The sequence below is a fragment of the Flavobacterium galactosidilyticum genome (genome assembly GCF_020911945.1).
In the GTDB taxonomy this organism is placed as follows: Bacteria; Bacteroidota; Bacteroidia; order Flavobacteriales; family Flavobacteriaceae; genus Flavobacterium; species Flavobacterium galactosidilyticum.
This window is the reverse complement of record NZ_CP087135.1, coordinates 888,626-911,012: the sequence shown is the minus strand read 5'-3', so window position 1 is coordinate 911,012 and position 22,387 is coordinate 888,626. Positions and strand designations below refer to the sequence as shown.

The window sequence follows — 22,387 nt, the reverse complement described above, 5'->3', positions numbered from 1 at the left end:
AACTGAAAAGGGATTTTTTTGTGAATATCACTAAAAGTGGGTGTTTGACAAATGATATTTATAACTTATTTTTACCCTAAACTATTTACTAAAATAATATCAACTTTAAAAATTAAATCATGAAACAAACCAGTAATGGCAGATAAATTTGTAGCTGCAATGGCATCTGCTTTACAAGAATATGACGCAAACCACACCCTGCCTTATCAACTATACGAAGATCTAGCTTGGGGAGGATTAAGTGCAGCTCCAATATTTGTTAAAACGTATCCACCTGGAAGTGCCGAAAGTATCAGAATTAAAAATAGGTATGCTGCGGAATCAGTTGGATTTATAGTTGGGTAAGGCACATCAAAAGAGCAAATAAATTATGGGCAACCATGTAATTAAAGTATTATGAGAAAAAATGTATTATTAATACTAGTTATAATTTTAACTTTTTCGTGTTCATCTTCCATAAAAACTAAAGAAAAGCTTGAGTTAAGTAAAAATGAAAAAGAAATTATTAATAATTTTTTAGAAAATGAATTAGCATCTGGTGTATATAGATATAGAATCAATAATAACATAGTTGTTATCGAAACAACTATTCCCAAAAAACAAGTTTTGAGCGACTATTTATCTCTTCTAATAAATTACAAAAAGAGTTTAATTGACTCGATTCAAGCAGTAAAGATGACCAAGGAATTAGAAAAAGAACCTCAATATTATTGGAAAAATTCTGATTTTATAATCAAAAATTTGCAAACGCAAAGTAGCGAAGACTTTAGAAAAACAATTAAAACCGAAGAATATTTCAATTTGCCTAATAGAATAATCTTTCATTTATCAGTTCCTTTATTGATTAATGAAAAAGAAGCGTTGGTCAGTTTTATGTCAGGTAGTGGAGATACTGGTTTTACATCAATTAATAGTGGTATCGTATTAATGACAAAAAACAATGAAAACAAATGGGTTTTTAAATGCTTTTTAGGAAGTCCGTACTCATAATTAAAAATATATGAAAAAATTAATTATCCTTTTTTCTTCTGTGATCTTATTTTCTAGTTTGAATTTAAGTAAATACACAACCCTATCAGGGTTTAAAACCCTGATAGGGTTAAATAAATCATATCGCCTCAAACAATTTCCCTGGCAATGGCCTTACCACGCCTTTCAATTCCATATTCAGCAACATTCCTGAGATTTTATAGATAGGGAAATCGCAACGCAAAGCAATGATATCCATCAATTCTTTTCCTGTTTTTAATAGGTAATCGTATACTTTTTGTTCATCATCATCTAAGGTTACAAATAATTGTTTTTGTACTGGTTTTGTTTTCTGTTCAATATCCCAGTTTAAAATATAAATTAAATCAGCAGCACCAGTGAGCACATTTGCTTTTTGGGTTTTAATTAAATTATTGCAACCCTGACTGTATTTATCTGTAACGCGACCAGGAACTGCAAAAACATCACGGTTGTAATCATTTGCCATATTTGCGGTAATCAAGGAACCTCCTCTATCAGCTGATTCTATTACAATAGTGGCTTCACTCATTCCTGCTACAATTCGGTTTCTTTTTACGAAATTTTCTTTATCGGGATTCGAAGAACTCCAAAACTCGGTCATAAAACCACCATTTTGCTCGACTTTAGCAACGTACTTTTTATGAGTTTTGGGATAAATTTGGTTTAATCCATGCGCCACTACTCCAATGGTTTGTAGATTATGTTCCATGGCGAGTTGATGCGCTACAATATCTACACCATAAGCAAATCCACTAACTATAATAGGATCTAACGGGGCTAAATCTTCTATTAGTTTGCGGCAAAATTCAGTTCCGTACGAGGTGATTTGTCGCGTTCCTACAATACTGATTATTCTTCTGTTTTTTAGATTGATATTTCCTGATGTAAATAATAAAAGCGGTCCATCAATGCAATGTTTCAACCGTTCTGGGTAATTTTCATCTTGAAAATGCGCCACTTTAATATCATTAGCTTTTATAAATTCCAATTCCCGATTTGCCCTTTCGAAAACAGATTTATCTTTTAAATTCTTAAGTAGCACTAATCCCACTCCATCAATTCCAGCAAGTTGCGAAGATTTAGCTTTAAAAATAGCTTCGGCACTTCCTATATGTGTCAAGAGTTTTTTGGCCATAATATCGCCAACTCCATCAATTCTTTGCAAAGCCAATAAATAAAATAAATCCTGCTCGTTCATGCTAATTATTTGAGTGTGAAATGTATAAAATTTTACGTGAATTGTTAATAAAAATTGTGAATAAAATTTTGATAACTATTTTGGTTGTATAACTTTGTAAGTATGAAAATCGAACTATACATCGCGCAGCTTTTATACCGTTATCAATGTGTAACCGTTCCTGGTTTTGGAGCTTTCTTGACTGAAATACAGTCAGCTCAATTAAATGAAAGTTCCAATTCTTTTTCACCTCCTAAAAAGAGAATTGCTTTTAATGCCAATGTAAAAAACAACGATGGTTTACTTGCCAATCATATTGCATTAGCAGAGAAAACCTCTTATGACTACGTTTTAAGCGCCATCCAACATGAAGTGTTTAATTGGAAAAAAGCATTAGAGGATAATAATATACTTGCCATAAAAAATGTTGGTGATATTCGTTTGAATGGGGATAAAAACATGATTTTCACACCTTATGATCAGGCTAATTATTTGACTAGTTCTTTTGGTTTGGCTCCATTTGTTTCACCGCTTGTAAAAAGAGAAATCTTTGAAAAAGAGATCGAAGCAATTGTGGATACCACTACAATAAAAATGTTTCCTGAAGAAACAAAAGCATCAAATCCATATTTAAAATATGCAGCTATATTTGTTATAGGATTAGGAATTGCTGGAGGAATTGGCTACCCAATGTATCAAAACCAAATCGCAGCAGAAACAATTATTGTTGAAACTGCCGTTCAAAAACAAGTTCAACATAAAATTCAAGAAGCTACTTTCTTTATAGAAAGTCCCGTTCCTCCTGTTACTTTATTTGTAAAATCTGATAAGGCAGTGAAAATGCCATATCATATTATGGCTGGAGTGTACAGAGAAGAAAAAAATGCTGATAAAACTTTACGCATTTTGACCAACTTAGGTTATAACGCCAAACGCATAGCTCCCAATAAGAATGGTTTTTACCCTGTTCTATATGGAAGTTACGCAACATTTGCTGAAGCAGAAAAAGCAAAAAAAGAAATTAATATAAAACACAATCCTGAAGCTTGGATATTGATTCAATCCTTATAAAAACTAAAAAAACCTATTCTTATCGAATAGGTTTTTTTAGTTTTTAAATACCTTTTAATTCAAACTCGCTTTATACATTCGCGCCTCGTTCCAAGTGAATTTTTCACCATTTTTTTCCATTAATGCATTCAAAGATTCTTCTTTGTATCCTTGAAAAGCTTGCGCCAAAGTTTGAATTTTATCTTCAGGTAAAACCTCTGAAATAGAAACTGCTTTAGTTTGTATCAATTGTACAAAGTGGGAATAGATAGTTTGCTTGGTAAGTACTCTAATCGTTGCAATATCATCGATAGATTTCTTCTCAACCCACAATTCATAGGTCTCTTGAACGGTTGATTTTTTAGGTGCTTTTGTTTTGGATTTTTTAGAAGTATAACGGTCTAAATCCTTGTCATCATCGATCAAAGTGATATTTACTTTCTTAAACTGCTCCTGAATAACTGATGTTTTTCGGTTGATGTAGTTCTTTATTTCTTTAGAAGTCAATTTCTCTTTCGAAATTGTTTCTCCAGCAACGACAGTTTCTATTAATAATTTGGCTTTCATCAATTGCAAAACGGCTTTAGTTTGCCAATCCTCCAAAACAACTAATTCTTCATAATAAGCTTTGGCTTTTTTGCTGCGCTGTATTTCCTCTATTTTCCACAAAATTTCAAAAACTAGTTCGTCCATTGGTTGCATGAAATAGCTGTAAGCAGCTTGAACACGCTCTGAAACATGATTTAAATCTACTGTTTCTTGACTAAAGAGTTTATTTAATTGTGTGATAAACTTTTTGGATGGATCTAAAAGTTGTTCCATAATCTCCAATTGCCTACGCGCCCACACCGCTTGCTTAGATTTCACGGAACTTTCGCCATTGTCGTTATAACTGAATTTGTGATTGCGCCATTCTTGAGCTAAATCCATCCAATTAAAACTATTAATCAAATAGTTATGAATAAAATTCTTAGTTTCAAAATGCAACGCATTCTCTAAAAAGTCATCGGTTGCTTTGTTTAGCGAATAATCCATCACATCCTGATCGTTTGAAATACCGTTCATACGCAGTGGAGAAAGCAAAATAAGCCCCTCTAAAGAGCGCAAACGCGACAGCGCGACGTATGCTTGTCCAGGAAGAAAAACTTGCGAAACATCAAGCGCAGCTTTGTCAAACGTTAATCCTTGGCTTTTATGAACCGTAATGGCCCAAGCTAATTTTATAGGATAATGAACAAAAGTTCCCAAAACCTCTTCTTCGATTTCCTTAGTAGTTTCATCCACTTTGTAGCGAATATTTTTCCATTCGTACTTGTCAACTTCTATGGTTTTATTTTCTTCTGGAAAATGAACTAATATCTCTTGACTGGACAGCGACTTGATAATTCCCATTTTTCCGTTAAAATAGTTTTTATCTGCTGAAAGATCATTTTTTACAAACATAACTTGTGCTCCAACTTTCAATTGAAGTTGTTGTTCCACGGGGAAAATTTTCTCTGGGAAATCTCCAACAATATCAGGATGGTACACTACTAACTTGCCTTCTAAGTCTTCCAAAGCCTGCGCATTCGTCGTATCCGCTTTGTTATTGTGCGTGGTCAAAGTGATATACCCTTTATTTGCTTTTAAGTCAAAGTCCGGTTTTACGTATTTGTTTAATGTTTGAATGTCTTGTTGCGAAATCTGATTGTTACGCAAATTATTCAATACAGAAATAAAAGTATCATCAGTCTGACGGAAAATTTTAGACAATTCAATATACAAAGGCGGGTTTTGCTGTACTACATGCGAATGAAAAAAGAATTTTCCACGATAATACGTTTTCAATGTTCGCCACTCTTCATCCCGAATTACGGGAGGTAATTGCAATAAATCACCGATAAATAATACTTGAACACCTCCAAAAGGTGTGTTTTTTTTCCTAACGGATTGCATCATATAATCCATTGCATCCAATAAGTCAGATCGCAACATACTTACTTCATCAATAATTAGTAATTCCATGTTACGAATCACGGATTTCTTGACACCGTTCATTTTGAAATGTCGGCGTAAAGTAGCTTTCGTCTCAAACTTAGTACTATCAGAAAATTGCGGTGCAGAATTATCAGGAATAAAACCACCAAAAGGCAGTTGAAACATCGAGTGAATTGTAACTCCACCAGCATTTAGCGCAGCAATACCTGTAGGTGCCACGACCACAGTATTCTTGTGCGTAGTTTGGATAATTTCGCGTAAAAGTGTAGTTTTTCCAGTACCTGCTTTACCAGTTAGAAAAACAGAGCGATGTGTTTGATTGATAAATCGTAAAGTGTAAGCGGCAGCTTCAGAAATAGTTTGCATTAGGCGTGTATATAGGTAGCTAAAGTATTGAAAATTAGATATAAAATTTTCGTTTCAGCAAAATATTTATGTTATAATTCAAATCGTTTTTAGCCTCGATAGCAATGGAAATCCCCGAGATTTAGAAATTAAAATTTTCTAGCCAGAAAAGAGCGACTAAAAGAAGCTCCTTTTATGGGTAAGAAAAAACAATTTATAAACGAGAGATTATAATGAATAGTGAGAAATAGCTTCAAAAAAAAACCCTCATTCTAAAACTAGATGAAGGTTCTTTTACGAATTAATATAAAAACTTATTTTTTAACTTCTTCTTTTTTCTCAGCTGACTTGTATTTGTCATTCAAAGACTTGATCACTTCTTTAGTGATGTCAAATTTATCTTCTGCGTATAGAATTGAAGCTGCATCACCAGTTCCGTAGATGTAGGCATATCCTTTTTCCTTACCGTAAGCCTTGATGAATTTTTTTACACCGCTTACTAAAGAATCCATTTCTTTACCGCTTTCTTGTTGCAATTCTTGAGATAATGCTTGTTGAGCATATCCTAATTGTTGCTCTCTTTTTTGTAATTCAGCACCTTTCTTTTGTGCCCATTCTTGACCGTTAGCTTGTGCTTGCGATTGGAAACTTGCTGCTTCTTGCTTGAATCTTTTGATTTCAGCATCTAGCTGCCTTCCTTTTTCTTCTGCTTTTGATTTATATTTTGCTTCAAGGTCTTTTGCCTCTGTGTATTGTTTCATTAATTCAGAAGTGTCTACATAAGCAGTTTTTACTTCTTTAGCTGCTTCTGCAGGTTTGTTACAAGCAACGATTGAGATTGCTAATGCGATAAATAATAATGCTTTTTTAGTCATGACTTTAATATTTCTTTTTTTGGTAATCGTTAATCGTAAATTTAATTTAAAATGAATTGATGTTTTTTTGTATTGTTGACAAAAATATAAAAAAATAGATAGTATTGACAAAAAGTTTAAAAAATGCTATTTATTTATGATATAAGATTTTATTATTACTATTTGAGAACACATAATTAAATTCTATTAAAATCGACTTTCATATCTTTTAAATAAACAAATTACTTTAAAAGTCCAATACTAAGCTTGTTTTAAATAATAATCGTTGCTTAAAACGTATTAAAACGCTTTTAGTTATTTTTGAGTACGTAAATATGCGATGAATACTCAAAATTCTTCTTTGCTTTCCAATTAGACTGTAATCCAATAAAAAATGCTTTTACGAAATTCATTTTTCCATTTTTATATTTTTCAGAAAGTAGGCTTACATAAAAAGAGTCAAATTTCATAGGAAGCACTTGTACCAATTTCATATCTTCTTTTGCAAACAATTTTTTTATTGCTGATTTAGAGAAATGCCAAAAGTGAATGGGCACATCATATGCTGCCCAAAAATTCCCATAATGTTTTGCATCGAATGATTTAAAATTTGGAACCGCAATTATTAAACTTCCATTTGGTTTTAGTAATCGCTTCAGTTCTTTTATTTGATTATCTAAATTAGGAACGTGTTCCAAAACGTGCCACATCGTAATCACATCCAAAGAATTATTTTCCAACTCACTTGTTTGATCTACAAATGAAACTCCTTTCTTTTTTGCAATTGCTTTTGCTTTCTCGCTTGGTTCTACTCCTATTGTATTCCAACCGTTCTCTTTGACCACGGATAAAAAATCTCCTGTTCCAGCTCCAATATCCAAAATATTCCCTTTTTCAAGTTGTAATGAATTAACCAAATTTAATTTATTTTTTAAAGCGATACTCTTAATGAAATGATAACATTTTTCAAACAATGATCTTTTGCTATCCGTGTGCGAAATATAATCAACGCTTTCATAATACTTCCCTAAGTTTTCTAAACTAGGCTGTGGATATGTGATTAACATATCCAAATCTTCATCATGATACAAATCAAATGTTTCTTGAGAAACTGAATAATCTTTAACGGTGAGAAAATGCTTTTTGTTTGAAATGTCCATTTATTAATACAACTTTTTTAAAATTTATTTTAAACTAAATCCCGAAAGTATTTTGAGATACTTTCGGGATTCAAATTATTTATTTTACGTTTTACCAACAACAGCAAGGCTTTTGGCGGTAGTTTCACGTGGAACAAAATGATTTGAGATTTGAGAGTAACGATTTTTGATTTCAGATGTAAAAAAACAAATCAGAATTGAAATCTTAAATAAAGATAAAAAATCAAAAATCTTTAATCAATTAGGTCTAACAAATCAGAAATCCAAAATCAAAAATCCCTACCTTCCCATGTAAATTAATAACACCGAAACATCACTTGGCGAAACTCCACTTATTCTTGAAGCTTGCGAAATTGTTACGGGACGAATCTTACTCAACTTTTGCTTTGCTTCTATCGACATCGATTTGATTTTATTATAATCAAAATCTTCTGGAATTTTCACATCTTCTAATCGAAGTAATTTATTAGCATTGTTTCTTTCTTTCTCGATATAACCAGAATACTTAACTTGGATTTCTGCTTGCTCAATTATCTCTTGGTCTAAATCATTATCGGAAATATAGTCTCTCACTTTATCAAACTTCAACATATCCTCTATGTCAATTTGCGGACGAGAAAATACTTTAAACATTTTATCACCTTGAGTGATCAATGCTGTATCTTTTGCTTCCAAAATAGGATTTGCTTCTGCAACGGTAACACTTGTATCTTTGAAAAACGAAACCATTTTCTCAGATTCATTTAGTTTGTGTTCCATTCTCCTTAAACGTTTTTCAGAAGCCAAACCAATTTCATAAGACATCGGCGTCAATCTAAAATCAGCATTATCTTGACGAAGTAAGGTTCTATACTCCGCACGAGAAGTAAACATTCTATAAGGCTCTTCTGTTCCTTTAGTAATCAAATCATCAATTAAAACACCAATATAAGCTTCATCTCTTTTCAAAATTAACGGCGCTTTTTCATTTACTTTTAAATGCGCATTAATACCAGCCATCAATCCTTGTGCAGCGGCTTCTTCATATCCTGTAGTTCCATTAATCTGACCAGCGAAATATAATCCTTCAATTAACTTTGTTTCCAAAGTATGTTTCAACTGTGTTGGTGGAAAATAATCATATTCGATAGCATAACCTGGACGGAAAAATTTCACTTTTTCAAAACCTACCACAGTACGCAAAGCTTTAAATTGTATATCCTCTGGCAAAGAAGTAGAAAATCCATTTACATAAACTTCACATGTTTTCCAACCTTCCGGTTCTACGAACAATTGATGTCTTTCTTTATCTGCAAAACGATTAATTTTATCTTCAATAGAGGGGCAATATCTCGGACCGAGACTTTGAATACGACCATTAAACATTGGTGAACGATCAAAACCTTCTCTTAAAACATCGTGAACAGCAAGAGACGTGTATGTCATATGACAAGATCTTTGGTGAATCAACGGCGAAGTCAAATCAGAATAGGAAAACTTATCTGGCTTTGCATCTCCTTTTTCCTCATTCATTTTCGAATAATCTAGGGAACGACCATCAACTCGTGGCGGCGTTCCCGTTTTCATTCTACCAGATTCAAAACCTGCAGCAACTAAATCTTCGGTAATTCCATACGCTGCACTTTCGCCTGCTCTACCTCCACCAAATTGTTTTTCTCCAATATGAATTAATCCGTTCAAGAAAGTTCCATTGGTCAATACAACCGATTTAGACCGAATTTCCAAACCTAAAGAAGTTCGAACTCCTTTGATCTTTCCGTTTTCAATAATCAATCCTTTTACCATCTCTTGGTAAAAATCAAGATTAGGCGTCCCTTCTAACATCATTCTCCACTCCTCTGCAAAACGCATACGGTCACTCTGAACTCTTGGAGACCACATCGCCGGACCTTTAGACTTGTTCAACATCTTGAATTGAATAGCAGTTCTATCTGAAACAATTCCCGAGTATCCTCCTAGCGCATCAATCTCACGAACTATCTGTCCTTTGGCAATTCCACCCATTGCAGGATTGCATGACATCTGAGCAATGTTCTGCAAGCTCATTGTCACTAATAAAGTTTTGGAACCTAAATTTGCGGCCGCAGCCGCAGCCTCAGAACCAGCATGACCAGCACCAACGACTATCACATCATATTCATCTAAAAACATCTTCTTTTGTAGTTTAACCCCTTTATGTAATTCAGGGCTGTGATTTTGAAATTTATATTGCTTGTTCCACGTGAAACATTATGTTGGTATTTTCCATAAAAACAAATTATGTTCCACGTGAAACACAGAGCTTTTTAAAGCAGAACTACTAACTACTGTTCCACGTGGAACAGCGCAATTTTCTCATCCTCTTTGGTACGCATTAAAGCTTCGTCCGTTTCAGTCTTGTCTTTGTAGCCACAGTAATGTAATATGCCATGAGCTAGAACTCTTTTAATTTCTTGCTCGAAAGTAACGTTAAAATCATTAGCATTATCCTTAACTCTTTCGACAGATATAAAACAATCGCCGCTTATTTCATTCCCCATCGTATAGTCAAAACTAATGACGTCAGTTAAAGTGTCGTGATTTAGATACTCAACATTTATCTTATGTAGATACTCATCATCGCAAAAAATATAGTTTATCTCGCCCTCTTTTTTGTTTTCTGATGAAATAACATTCGACAACCATGAAGCAATAACATCTTCATTCTCTAAAGCAAAGTCTGTTTCGTAATTAAAATTGATCATTTTTTATTAAAATATTCTTGAACCTTTTGATTAAAATTCGAACGCAAAGGTAATGATTGTCTGTTTAATATTTCTATACTGTTTAAATATTCTAATAACGAAGGCGGCAATGCGTTAGATTGATTATTAAACTCCTTTTGATTAGTTTTTGATTGGCGTTTATTCTCTTCGCCTTGTTGCTGAACCGCAGTATTCAATTTCAATAAGTCCTGCTTCAAATTAAGAATCTTTTGAAGGGTTTCGTTTTTAAAACCTTTATTCAAAAGTTCCTTTTCTATTTGCTTCATTTGTTCCAAAGTACGCTGGCCGTTTCCACCCAAACCTTGTTTATTAAGTTCGTTTTGTAAAGCCTCGCGCAATTGCTTTTGCTCTTTATAAATTTCCATAATAGCTTCAGCATCTCCTTCACCACTTTCACCATTTTCACCAGACTTTTCATGATTTCCCTTTTGCCCTCTTTGACCATTACCACGCTTACCTCCGTCTTTAATACCGTTTTCAACTTTCTCACCAATGCCATCTTGCTTTTTAATGATATCAGGCAATTGCATTCCTGATCCTTCACCAGGTTTTGGTTTGCCAGAACTCATAGACGATATTTGCATTTGCATATTACTAAGCAACTCACTAAGAAAATCTGCCAATTTATTAGCGGCCGAAATAGTATATTGCTGATGAGATAAACCTTTAGGCAATTGCGCATCAGAAAAACTAGCTAAAGAACCTTCCACGTTATAAAGCACATTGCCTATTTCCTTTGTAATGTCCTCCGCAATCTTTGGATTTCGTAATGCCATAGCAAACAAACTATCATCGACATGTTTGAACTGTAGTTTTAAATCCTGTTGCACCTTTATATTTTTATTAAAAACTGGCGAGCCCGCACGATGTTTCTTGAATTGATACATCAAATCTTCTTGCGATAATGAAAAAGCTAGTAAGTTATCTAAAACTTGACGTAACATAACAACGTCCTCTTGCAACTGCTCCATTTCCGATCCTTCCATTCCCTCCTTCATTTTTTGCGCCATTTCTTTCATCTTCTTAGCAGCGCTTTTCTGAGCAGGTTTCGCTTTATCTTTCTTATCATTTTTTAAATCCTCTGAAGCTTTCTTTAAATCCTGCTCAATACTTTTTTCCTTTACTTCATCTTTTGGTAAATCTAATGGAGATTTTAAGTCCTTATTTTCATTATCCAAATCTTTTAAATCCTTTTGGATTTTATCAAAATCAGAATTGATCTCTTGTTGCTTATCTAAATTATTATCCTTTTCATTATTGGATAACTGTTCTTGCTTTTCAGAAAGCGAATCAAGTTTTTGTTTTATTTGATCCGCTTTTTTCTGCACATAGAATTTCTTTGTTAATTGAACTAACTGCTCTAAATTTTTGATTTGGTTTTTACTGCTTTGTTTGAATTTATCTAATTTATTAAGCAGTTCTTCATTCTTAATTTTATCGTTTAAATCTTTTAACTCATCTAAAAGTTTTTTATTTTTTTCTAATTCTTTTTCCGCCTTTTCCATTCTGCTTTTTAACTCTTCCTTAAATTCATCCTTTGGAGCAGTTTTGAATTTATCCAAGTTATCATTCATTTTCTTGGTAAACTCCTTCATCATTTCATCCTGCTTCATTTGCTTTTTTACAAACTCATTAACTTTTTGTTGATCTTTAAAATCGAGAATTTCTTTTTCTTTACCAGTTTTTTGCAATTTTTCTATTTCAGAAAATTGCTTGCCTTGATTTTTTATAGATTTTTCTAAACCATTGATGTTTTCATTTTGCTGCTGAAAAACCTCATTTACATTTTCTTCATCTGTAGCAACTCGATTTGAAAAAATTGTACACTTGGAACTTTTAAAATTATGGATCACATCGTTGTCAAATATTTCAAAATAGTAATCATAAGAAACGCCTTGCTCAACAGGAAGGTTACTAGGAAACGAAAACACGAATTGATCAAAAGCATTATTCTTAATTGCTATTGTTCCACGTTTGGCAGTTTGTGGTTTGTCCTTTTGATAATAAACTACATGAAGTTTTGAAAAACCATAATCATCTGAAATTTGGCCTAAAACATAATTCTTAGCTACCTTTAAACTATCTGGAGCATTGCTCACATTTATTACAGGATACTGATCTTTGATAATCGAAAGTTGATAATTCAATTTTTCGTGGTTTTTCACCTTACTATTGGAAGTAATTATTTGATAATCTGTATTTTGAGATATACTTCTAGATAGAGTAAAGGTATTTGCAGTTTTTGAGAAAGGAAACGATGCATTTTGATCAATCCAATCCACATTTTGAGTCGCAACTGTACTCATTTTCCAAGTCACTAAAGTGCCTTCCGGAATAATTGCATTACCAGTTCCTTTAATGATTTCTGATTTTTTATTTAAATAAGCTGGGAAATTAAGTTGCATTTCAAAATTAGCAATCGACGGAACAGTGATAACTTGTAACTCATAATCTTCAGATACAATCGAATTACCCTCCACGTGGAACACCGTATTTTTAGTTGCCCTCACAATTTTAAATTCAAACTCACCAGGTTTAGAAGATTCCATAAAATAACTTTCACTGTCAATAAAAATCATCACGTTCTCTGGAACAACTTTACCTTCTGATTTAATTTGAATAGTGAAATCTTTTCCTTGCTGCGTTTCTAATGTATTGTTTACTAAAACAAACTTAAAAGGAGCTGGCGGCATAAAAGTGGAATTGAAGTGCACTACCCTATTTAAACTTTGAGAAATTACATTGCTATTTCCTGACAAATAAAAAATAACAAACAATAAAATAGGAATAATTGCTAAAGGAAAATATTTATTATTTCGCTTAAAATTAATAGCATTGCTAAAAGGTATTGGTTGAAGCAAACTAGCTTTTTGCTCTATAGAGGCCAATAATAATTCTGACTTAACTTGGTTGTCATTTGGATTTGATAATTGCAAAAAATTAGTCAGCTTGTCACTTACTTCAACAAAATGATTTCCTATAATTGCAGAAGCTTGATTGTAATCAATGCCTTTTTGAAGTTTAAACAATTTAAATATTGGAAACAAAATAAAACGAAACAACAGATACACTTCTACACCAACGAAAGTCCAAAATAAAATCATTCTTCCTATTGGTTTAAGCCAAAGAAAATATTCAATAAAAAGTGTGACTAGTAAATATAGCAATCCTAAACCAATAAAGAAAATAGTTCCTCTTATCAATTCGTTGGTGTAAAACTTCCTAATGAAAGCTTCTAATTTTTGATAAATAACTTGCTGTTGATTCAAAATAATTGAGAATTATATATAACCAATAAAAGTAATAATTTTAATTAGATAATAAACAGCATACAAAATGAGAAAAAATATAGAAATCAATCTCATTAAATAATTATCAAACTGTAGTAATTTATCATATCTCTTATTAGAATTGTATCTTTGCACAAAATTTACAACTAATGTCTCAACAAGTTCGTGTGCGTTTTGCACCTAGTCCAACTGGACCTTTACATATTGGCGGAGTTCGTACCGCATTATTCAATTATTTGTTTGCAAAGAAAAATAACGGTATTTTTTTCTTACGTGTAGAAGATACAGACCAAAATCGCTTTGTTCCTGGCGCCGAAGAATATATCATGGAGGCACTAGAATGGTTAGGGATTTCACCTGATGAAACTATTGGTAAAAACGAAAAATTTGGTCCTTACCGTCAAAGCGAAAGAAAAGATTTATACCAGCAATATGCAACTCAATTAATAAATTCAGGTAATGCTTATTACGCATTTGATACTGCCGAAGCACTAGATGCTGCAAGAAAAAAAGACGAAGAACAAGGTATAACGTTTATTTACAATCATCACAATAGAGAAAAACTAGATACTTCATTAGTAATTTCATCTGAGGAAACTGCGACAAGAATTGCAAATGGTGAGCATTATGTAATCCGTTTCAAAACTCCGGTTAATGAAACTTTACATTTACATGATATCATTCGTGGTGATGTAAAATTTGAAACTAGCCTACTTGATGATAAAGTTTTGTTTAAAAGTGATGGAATGCCAACATACCATTTAGCAAATATTGTTGATGATCACCTAATGGAAACTTCGCATGTAATTCGTGGCGAAGAATGGTTACCTTCTATGCCATTACACGTTTTATTATACAGATCTTTTGGTTGGGATGCACCTCAATTTGCACACTTACCATTAATCATGAAGCCTGTTGGGAATGGAAAATTATCAAAACGCGATGGTGATAAAATGGGATTTCCAGTATTTCCATTAGATTGGAAAACAGACGAAGGAATATCTTCAGGATACAGAGAAAAGGGATTTTTCCCAGAAGCTGTGATCAACTTTTTAGCGTTATTAGGGTGGAATGACGGAACTGAAAAAGAATTATATACTCTCGACGAATTAGTTAATTCTTTTGACTTGAGTAGAGTTCACAAAGCAGGTGCTAAATTTGATCCAGAAAAAAACAAGTGGTTCAATCATCAATATTTGATTAAACAGAAAGATACTGATTTGGCGAAAGCCTTCGCTCCTATTCTGGCTGAAAAACAAATTACGGTATCAGAGGATAAACTGACTAGAATTGTATCTTTAATTAAAGAAAGAGCGCATTTTGTTTCCGAATTTTGGGAAATGAGTGATTTCTTCTTCGTGGCTCCAACAGCTTACGACGAAAAAGCGATTAAAAACTGGAAAGCAGAAACACCAGGTTTAATGCAAGAATTAATTTCTGTTCTGGAAGGAATAACTGATTACACTTCTGTAAATATTGAAACAATAATTAAGGATTGGATGACGAAAAACGAAATTGGAATGGGAAAAGTAATGCAGCCGTTTCGATTGAGTTTAGTAGGAGCTCTTAAAGGTCCTCATCTATTTGACATTGTTGAAATGATAGGAAAAGAGGAAACTATCAATAGACTTCAAAAAGCAATAGCGTCTATATAATACAAAAAAGCCCTGAAATTTCAGGGCTTTTTTTATAAATATATAATAAGATTACCATTTAGGATACCAGCATTCCCTTTGAAATTATATCCCAAATTTTGATTGTTTAAGTTTCCCAGGATATTATTAAGTCCATATTGATACGAAATATTAGCCCTAAAATGTACTATACCAAAAGTGATTCCTACCATTGGATAAACATTCAACTTAGAAATATCTTGAATATCTTTAGCTAATAATGTTGTTCCTGAAATCACATTATTTACTTTATCAGAATCGATTTCTAATTTGCCATTCACTTGAATAATTGGTCCAACCTCAATACTTAAATGACTATCGATAATCTTATAACTTGCTAGCAATGATAATTGTCCTGATGCTAATTTATAATTTACTTGCTCTATTACTAACGGTATACTAGTCGTTGAGACGCTAAAACTGTTCCCACTAAATTGGATACCGTAGATCATATCCCAATTATTATAGAAGTTCCCTCTCATTGATAACCCGGCATTCCAACCTAATTCAGCTTTAGTTTGAAAATTATTCGTGTATAATGAAAACTGATTTACGCCCACAGTAATTCCTATTCTATTAGCATCCCTATATTTATATTGTGAAAAGACTGATAATGTAATGAAGACAAAAATTATTGAAATCGAAATCTTTCGCATAATATTGAATTTTATAAACACAAACCTAAAGTTTTTTCGTAAATTGTCAGTTAATTTTTAACTAAAAATAAATAAACTATGAATATCGCATTAATTATCCTTCTCGTATTTGGATTTTTTATCTTACTATCTTCTTTTTTTACAGTAAGACAACAAACCGCAGTTGTTATAGAACGCTTCGGAAAGTTTTTAAGTATCAGACAATCAGGTTTGCAACTTAAAATTCCAATAATTGATAGAATTGCAGGACGTGTAAATCTTAAAATTCAACAATTAGATGTAATCATCGAAACCAAAACGAAAGACAACGTTTTTGTAAAACTTAAAGTATCTGTTCAATTTATGGTTATTAAAGAAACCGTTTATGATGCTTTCTATAAATTAGAATATCCCCACGACCAAATTACTTCTTACGTATTTGACGTGGTTCGTGCGGAAGTTCCAAAATTAAAATTAGATGATGTTTTTGAGCGTAAAGATGATATTGCTATTGCTGTAAAAAGAGAATTGAATGAAGCGATGACCACTTACGGTTATACAATCATTAATACTTTAGTAACTGACATTGATCCAGATATTCAAGTAAAAAATGCAATGAACAGAATTAATGCTGCTGATAGAGAGAAAACCGTAGCTGAATTTGAAGCAGAAGCATCTAGAATTAGAATTGTAGCTAAAGCAGAAGCTGAGGCCGAAAGTAAACGACTACAAGGACAAGGTATTGCGAATCAAAGAAGAGAAATTGCAAAAGGTCTGGTAGAAAGTGTAGATGTTTTGAATAGAGTTGGTATCAATTCACAAGAAGCATCTGCTTTAATTGTAGTAACTCAACATTATGATACTTTACAAGCTATTGGTGCTGATGCTAATTCTAACTTGATATTATTACCTAATTCACCACAAGCTGGTAGTGACATGCTCAACAACATGATTGCCTCTTTCAGCGCTTCTAATCAAGTGGGAGAAATGATGAAAATAAGAGGTGATAAAGGAAAGCATAAAAAAGAAATCAAAACTGATTATCAACTACCAGAAAACACAGAATCACCAGAAACAGAGGAATAAATTCTTATATTTTTTACAAAAAAAAGAGGCTTAATTGCCTCTTTTTCTTCTTGTAAACCGATGGATTAAAAACGGAATTGCTTTCTTGAGTATAAACGGCACTGCCGAAGAAAATATAGTTCCATACGGAATTGCATTACTATAACCTCCTATCAAATTACTTACAATATTTTGAGGTGTAAAACTTTCTTTAGCTTTCTGTACTCCAAAAATCATCTTTTGATAACTAATTTCCTTTTCAATTTTTAAAATTTCAAGTTCTCGTTCAATTTGAGCGTATGAAGAATATCTTTTAGTTTCCATAGTTTAGTCGTTAAAAAATATTTCTGAAAATTTCTCTAATATAGGTCCTTCTACAATTTTGTCTTTGATCAAAAATAACAAGCTAGTAATTACAAGATATATTCCACCAACTATCAAAAAACCCAAAGGATAACTTTCTAGCGATTTTCCAATTGCCATTGCTCCTGCTATAGAACAAAATAATAAAACCATACTTAAACACATAAAAATCAATGAGAACTTCAAAATCATAGTAGTCGATTTCATCGCCACTTTGAAACCCCATAGTTTATAGTAAGAAACATTCGTCTTAATATAATTATGAATTTGTTCTTGAATCTCTTCTGTATTTTCTTTTAATTCTTCAAAAGCCATGTAATTTATCTTAGTATTTAGTTAGCCAGTACAATCAATTTATTTTTGAAGTTTTGAATTTTGAACTTTTAAATCTGCTAATTTATTTTCTAAAAAAGAAATTACGTCTTCCGTTTTATGACTCATGTTTGAAACTAAATCTTGATACGTATCTTCCAAATCAAATTTAGCTGTAGTAAGCTTTTGGCTCAATTGCGAAGATACTTTATCAAATTTATGATTTAATTCATTCTTAGCTTCATCAAAACCTTCTTTAACTTTTTTTCTAGTTTTTGATCCTTTGTCTGGTGCAAATAAAATTCCTACTCCAGCTCCAACTACTACTCCGGCTAAAATCGCCACTAACGTATTTCCTGCATTATTCGACATAATTATATATTTTAAAGGTTTGTTTTATAAAGTTACAAAATTATTAAGAATAAGCCGTTAACAAGTCGTTAAAGTGTAATTGTATAAGCTAAAAAACAAATAGAAGCTCATTTTTAAACGTTATTTAAACTTTTATATCAGTGTTTATTTTTTATAAAAAAATGTCTTAAAAATCAGTTATACGTCTCGATTTTAATTAGTATTATCAATTAAAAAATACAATAATATAGAAATTTACTATAATAAAAAAAAGTTCTCATAAAGAGAACTTTCAATTGTAAAAATCTATTAAAAGAAATAATACCTTAAAATTTAAGGTGTGTTAATAATTGTATCACTTTTTCATTTTTTTCGTTCTTTTTTAATTCTTCAAGGTTATTTGCTAGAAGACTGAAATTACTCAAATCATTTTGTAAATTCTCAATAGCTAAAATTCGAACTGCAGCCAATTGACTTTTTAATGACATGCTATATAATTTAGTCAGCGCTTCTTCTTCAATGTCTTTAACTTTTACTTTATCAGAATGCTTCAAAATTAAATTCGAAAACAATAAAGAGTTGTTATCGTTCTTAATATTTTTAGTAATTGTTTGAATAATTAAACTGTAATTATCAATGCTTTTTATGTTATCAACTATAGAATTTAATAGTAAAAGTGCATTGCTCTCCTCCTTTTCCTTCACATATTTATTGATTTCCTTCTGAGTATTCATCAATAAATTTTCTTCTTTCTTCCCTTTTTCCTCCCAAGCATCTTTTAATCCAACTGTTTTATTAAAAATAATTTTCCCCGCTACAGAATCCTTATCTACATTGAAATAACCTAAACGTTGAAATTGGAATTTATCACCGGCTTGAACGGTAGCTAAACTTGGCTCAACAAATCCTTTAATTACCTGCAATGAATTAGGATTCATAAATTCCAAGAAATTTTTTTCTTTATGGCTGTCTGGTGCTTCATCAATAAACAGACGATCATATAAGCGAACTTCAACTTCAAGAGCATGTTTTATAGTAACCCAATGCAAGGTTCCCGCTACCTTTCTTTGACTAGCTTCACTCCCACTTCCGCTCTTACTATCTTCGTCATAAGTAACATGAATCTCTGTAATAGTTCCTGCTGCATCTTTTATAACACTTTCGCCTTTAATAATATAAGCATTTTTAAGTCGTACTTCTTTACCTACGCTCAAACGAAAAAATTTAGCCGGAGCTTCTTCTAAAAAGTCTTCTCTTTCTATATATAATTCTTTCGAAAAAGGAACTTTTCTAAAACCTGCTCTTTCATCTTCTTGATTGTTTTCAGCTTCTAACCATTCTTCTTTATCATCAGGATAATTAGTAATGACCAATTTAATTGGATCTAAAACAGCCATAACTCTTGGAGCAGTTTTGTTCAAATCTTCACGCAAACAAAATTCCAAAAGAGAATAATCAATTACATTTTCTCTTTTGGCTACACCAATAATATCGCAAAATTTACGAATAGAAGCTGCAGTATATCCTCGTCTTCTTAATCCCGAAATAGTAGGCATTCTAGGATCATCCCATCCATTTACAATGTTTTCTTGAACTAATTGTAATAATTTACGCTTACTCATTACTGTGTAATTCAAGTTCAAACGCGCAAATTCATATTGATGTGGTCTAACATTATTAACATCGTAAATTTGGTCTAAAAACCAATTGTATAGTTCACGGTGCATCACAAACTCTAATGTGCAGATAGAATGTGAAATTTGTTCTAAATAATCACTTTCGCCATGTGCATAATCATACATTGGATAAATATTCCAATCATTCCCAGTTCTATGGTGATGGCGGTGTAAAATACGATACATCAATGGATCACGCATCAACATATTTGTCGATGCCATATCAATTTTAGCACGTAAAACATGACTTCCTTCTGGATAATCACCGTTTTTCATTGCTTCAAATAAAGCCAAATTTTCTTCTATTGAACGGTTTCTATAAGGACCATCAACACCAGGTTGCGTAGGCGTTCCTTTTTGAATCGCCATGTCTTCAGAAGATTGACTATCTACATATGCTTTACCGTTCTTGATCATGGAAACAGCCCATTCATATAACTGTTGAAAATAATCAGAAGAATATAATTCTTGACTCCAATTAAAACCCAACCATTTTAAATCTTCTTTAATAGCATCTACATACTCCTGCTCTTCTTTAGCTGGATTTGTATCATCAAAACGAAGATTTACTGGAGCATTATACTTTAATCCTAATCCGAAATTCAAACAAATAGATTTAGCATGACCTATATGTAAATATCCATTTGGCTCTGGTGGAAAACGGAAACGTAATTTATCTTGAGGTAAACCATTAGTTAAACTGTCTTCAATGATTTGTTCTATAAAATGGAGTGATTTTTCTTCGGTTGACATAATTTTTCTTAATTTTAGCAAAGATAAAAAATAGAAAATAGAAATGGGAATTATAAAACTAAAGAATATCAGAACGTACTCCTATCACGGTTGTTTAATCGAAGAAGGAAAGATAGGATCTGATTATACAGTAAACTTAGAAGTAAAAACAGATTTAAGAAAATCTAGTGCCTCAGATAATTTAAGAGATACTGTTGATTATGTACTTTTAAATAGAATAGTTGTAGACGAAATGGCAATACGATCTGATTTATTAGAACATGTAGCACACCGAATAATCACTAGAATATTTGCTGAAATTCCTGAAGTTTCTAGGATCATTGTTGCTGTTTCTAAACTAAACCCTCCTATTGGCGGTGATGTTGAAGCAGTTACAATTGAAATGGAAGAATATAGAAGTTAAATTATAAATTTATAGAAATTCCAAAATAAAAAGTAATTCAATAATCCCTTTTTATTTTGGAATTTCTAATTTGGAATTTGAATTTTTTATAGTACATTTGCAATCCAATAAATAATTGGCGTCGTGGCCGAGCGGCTAGGCTGGGCTCTGCAAAAGCTCCTACTCCGGTTCGAATCCGGACGATGCCTCTGAATTAACCTCTCTTTTAGAGAGGTTTTTTTATACTTAATTTTTAAAAGTTATGGTTAAAAGTAGGGAGACTTTAGGCAGCGTGGGCTTGCTTGATACTAAAACCTTTTTGGCTATTATGTTAATATTTATATATTATTGTCGTACTCCAACCTTCAATATTTAGAGGTACCTGATTTTGTCCTTTGATTTGAAATGGTGTCAAGTCAAAAGATTTAGTTTTTTGGAATACTGCAAGACATAATTGGTTGTTTATTAATTTAAGTTTAACTGTCCTTTGGTAGGGATAAACGGTATAAAATGAATCGGTACTATATAAATTCATTTGCCACTGCTCAGCATTACAGCCACTTGAACCGATCGTTATTTCTAAACAATCACCATTTAGATTTACATCCGAGATTGTGTAATTTGAAGTAGTAATATCGTTAAAAATAGTTTCAGCGATAACTTCAGCATTAGAACCGCAAGTTTCATTTATAGCAGTTTCATCATCTGAACAAGAAATAAAAATCATTCCAATTATCCCAAATAGTGCCACAAATTTTATTAAATTCTTCATAATATTATATTTTGATTAGACTTCAAATTTTATAGTTATCTCTCTATAATCACACCCAACTCACAATCTTACGTAAGTTAGTAATTATTTTTTAAATACTACTTATCAATCCTTTCCAAAGCATCTTTCAACTTTTCTTTTTCATTTGGAAACCAACCTTGGACAATTAAAGCCACTCCAAAAACCATCAAAACAATGCTGATTATTTTCTTGATTTTGAGAATATTTTTTGGCGTCATTTTGGTTTTTAATTGCTTGGCCAATACAATTTTGATGCAATCAACCAATAAATAAGAGAGAATTACGGTCGTGAAAAAAGTGAGCATTCTGGAGTTTTCCATTTCTAATTTTGGTCCAACCGAAATAATTACGGCCAACCAAAATCCCAATACTCCAATGTTGATAATGTTCAGAAAAAAGCCTTTTATGAATAGACCCAAGTAATCTTTCCTGATGATTTCGTTGTCTATTTTTTTTGTATCGACCTTCCTTTCTTTGTGTAAACTGATGTATGAAATGACACCATAAGCCAACATCAATATGCCACCAAACATAAACAACGCCGAATTGTCTTCTAAGCTTTTTATCAATCGATAACTTCCTAAATAGGCTATTCCTATAAAAACTATATCTCCTAAAATCACACCTAAATCAAAAACTAAGGCTGCTCTAAATCCTTTTATAATACTAGTTTCTAGTAAAATAAAGAAAACAGGACCTATCATAAAACTCAAGAAAATTCCCCAAGGAATACCGGCTACAATATCGTTTATCATTAAAAATCTAAATTTATTACC

Annotated in this window: 20 protein-coding genes and 1 tRNA gene; 7 read left to right on the top strand and 14 right to left on the bottom strand. The window is 32.1% G+C overall.

The window, feature by feature from the left end:
* The first annotated feature begins 135 nt into the window (after positions 1 to 135).
* Entirely contained in the window at positions 136 to 345 is a 210-nt protein-coding gene (locus LNP27_RS03965; protein WP_229943214.1) for a hypothetical protein, read from the top strand.
* A 51-nt stretch (positions 346 to 396) separates the two neighbouring features.
* The gene (locus LNP27_RS03960) at positions 397 to 990 is read left to right on the top strand and encodes a hypothetical protein (protein ID WP_229943213.1); all 594 of its coding nucleotides are present in this window, start codon (positions 397 to 399) and stop codon (positions 988 to 990) included.
* Between the two features lie 118 nt (positions 991 to 1,108).
* Here the strand turns inward: LNP27_RS03960 and dprA are convergent, their stop codons facing one another.
* Complete coding sequence (gene dprA, locus LNP27_RS03955) at positions 1,109 to 2,209, bottom strand: DNA-processing protein DprA (protein WP_229943212.1); 1,101 nt, start codon at positions 2,207 to 2,209, stop codon at positions 1,109 to 1,111.
* Between the two features lie 102 nt (positions 2,210 to 2,311).
* Between dprA and LNP27_RS03950 the strand changes: the two genes are divergently transcribed.
* The gene (locus LNP27_RS03950; protein WP_229943211.1) at positions 2,312 to 3,259 is read left to right on the top strand and encodes an HU domain-containing protein; all 948 of its coding nucleotides are present in this window, start codon (positions 2,312 to 2,314) and stop codon (positions 3,257 to 3,259) included.
* Between the two features lie 54 nt (positions 3,260 to 3,313).
* Here LNP27_RS03950 and LNP27_RS03945 read toward each other — a convergent pair whose 3' ends face one another.
* The 6 genes from LNP27_RS03945 to LNP27_RS03920 all read right to left on the bottom strand — a co-directional run bounded on the left by LNP27_RS03945 (position 3,314) and on the right by LNP27_RS03920 (position 13,587).
* Complete coding sequence (locus tag LNP27_RS03945; protein WP_229943210.1) at positions 3,314 to 5,581, bottom strand: helix-turn-helix domain-containing protein; 2,268 nt, start codon at positions 5,579 to 5,581, stop codon at positions 3,314 to 3,316.
* Positions 5,582 to 5,874: 293 nt separating this feature from the next.
* A complete protein-coding gene (locus LNP27_RS03940; RefSeq protein WP_229943209.1) occupies positions 5,875 to 6,435 on the bottom strand; it encodes an OmpH/Skp family outer membrane protein in 561 nt (186 codons plus the stop codon).
* Positions 6,436 to 6,725: 290 nt separating this feature from the next.
* On the bottom strand, positions 6,726 to 7,574 hold the full coding sequence (locus LNP27_RS03935) for a class I SAM-dependent methyltransferase (RefSeq protein ID WP_229943208.1): 849 nt from the start codon (positions 7,572 to 7,574) through the stop codon (positions 6,726 to 6,728).
* Between the two features lie 279 nt (positions 7,575 to 7,853).
* Complete coding sequence (gene mnmG / locus LNP27_RS03930; protein WP_229943207.1) at positions 7,854 to 9,725, bottom strand: tRNA uridine-5-carboxymethylaminomethyl(34) synthesis enzyme MnmG; 1,872 nt, start codon at positions 9,723 to 9,725, stop codon at positions 7,854 to 7,856.
* Between the two features lie 152 nt (positions 9,726 to 9,877).
* The gene (gene ybeY, locus LNP27_RS03925; protein WP_229943206.1) at positions 9,878 to 10,297 is read right to left on the bottom strand and encodes an rRNA maturation RNase YbeY; all 420 of its coding nucleotides are present in this window, start codon (positions 10,295 to 10,297) and stop codon (positions 9,878 to 9,880) included.
* Positions 10,294 to 13,587, bottom strand: a complete 3,294-nt coding sequence (locus LNP27_RS03920; protein WP_229943205.1) for a DUF4175 family protein — start codon at positions 13,585 to 13,587, stop codon at positions 10,294 to 10,296. The genes ybeY and LNP27_RS03920 overlap by 4 nt, the downstream gene beginning before the upstream one ends.
* Before the next feature lie 170 nt (positions 13,588 to 13,757).
* Between LNP27_RS03920 and gltX the strand changes: the two genes are divergently transcribed.
* The gene (gene gltX / locus LNP27_RS03915) at positions 13,758 to 15,263 is read left to right on the top strand and encodes a glutamate--tRNA ligase (RefSeq protein ID WP_229943204.1); all 1,506 of its coding nucleotides are present in this window, start codon (positions 13,758 to 13,760) and stop codon (positions 15,261 to 15,263) included.
* A 32-nt stretch (positions 15,264 to 15,295) separates the two neighbouring features.
* Here the strand turns inward: gltX and LNP27_RS03910 are convergent, their stop codons facing one another.
* Positions 15,296 to 15,937 carry an outer membrane beta-barrel protein gene (locus LNP27_RS03910; protein WP_229943203.1) on the bottom strand — a complete coding sequence of 214 codons (642 nt, stop codon included), beginning with the start codon at positions 15,935 to 15,937 and terminating at the stop codon, positions 15,296 to 15,298.
* A 78-nt stretch (positions 15,938 to 16,015) separates the two neighbouring features.
* Between LNP27_RS03910 and LNP27_RS03905 the strand changes: the two genes are divergently transcribed.
* A complete protein-coding gene (locus LNP27_RS03905; protein ID WP_229943202.1) occupies positions 16,016 to 17,002 on the top strand; it encodes an SPFH domain-containing protein in 987 nt (328 codons plus the stop codon).
* A gap of 30 nt (positions 17,003 to 17,032) precedes the next feature.
* On the opposite strand, the gene LNP27_RS03900 is transcribed toward LNP27_RS03905, so the two are convergent.
* The 4 genes from LNP27_RS03900 to LNP27_RS03885 form a co-directional block, all read right to left on the bottom strand.
* Entirely contained in the window at positions 17,033 to 17,305 is a 273-nt protein-coding gene (locus tag LNP27_RS03900) for a DUF6327 family protein (RefSeq protein WP_229943201.1), read from the bottom strand.
* A 3-nt stretch (positions 17,306 to 17,308) separates the two neighbouring features.
* Positions 17,309 to 17,659 carry a competence protein gene (locus tag LNP27_RS03895; RefSeq protein ID WP_229943200.1) on the bottom strand — a complete coding sequence of 117 codons (351 nt, stop codon included), beginning with the start codon at positions 17,657 to 17,659 and terminating at the stop codon, positions 17,309 to 17,311.
* Between the two features lie 39 nt (positions 17,660 to 17,698).
* Positions 17,699 to 18,028 carry a YtxH domain-containing protein gene (locus tag LNP27_RS03890; protein WP_229943199.1) on the bottom strand — a complete coding sequence of 110 codons (330 nt, stop codon included), beginning with the start codon at positions 18,026 to 18,028 and terminating at the stop codon, positions 17,699 to 17,701.
* Positions 18,029 to 18,333: 305 nt separating this feature from the next.
* The gene (locus LNP27_RS03885; protein ID WP_229943198.1) at positions 18,334 to 20,436 is read right to left on the bottom strand and encodes a glutamine--tRNA ligase/YqeY domain fusion protein; all 2,103 of its coding nucleotides are present in this window, start codon (positions 20,434 to 20,436) and stop codon (positions 18,334 to 18,336) included.
* A 43-nt stretch (positions 20,437 to 20,479) separates the two neighbouring features.
* Here LNP27_RS03885 and folB point away from each other — a divergent pair, with 43 nt between their 5' ends.
* Together folB and LNP27_RS03875 are read left to right on the top strand one after the other, a co-directional pair.
* Positions 20,480 to 20,839: a dihydroneopterin aldolase gene (folB, locus tag LNP27_RS03880; RefSeq protein ID WP_229943197.1), complete on the top strand. Its 360-nt coding sequence runs from the start codon at positions 20,480 to 20,482 to the stop codon at positions 20,837 to 20,839.
* Between the two features lie 117 nt (positions 20,840 to 20,956).
* Positions 20,957 to 21,027 (top strand) — tRNA-Cys (locus tag LNP27_RS03875).
* A gap of 122 nt (positions 21,028 to 21,149) precedes the next feature.
* On the opposite strand, the gene LNP27_RS03870 is transcribed toward LNP27_RS03875, so the two are convergent.
* The gene (locus LNP27_RS03870) at positions 21,150 to 21,590 is read right to left on the bottom strand and encodes a hypothetical protein (RefSeq protein WP_229943196.1); all 441 of its coding nucleotides are present in this window, start codon (positions 21,588 to 21,590) and stop codon (positions 21,150 to 21,152) included.
* 98 nt (positions 21,591 to 21,688) lie between these two features.
* Entirely contained in the window at positions 21,689 to 22,366 is a 678-nt protein-coding gene (locus tag LNP27_RS03865) for a LysE family translocator (RefSeq protein WP_229943195.1), read from the bottom strand.
* Positions 22,367 to 22,387: the final 21 nt, after the last annotated feature.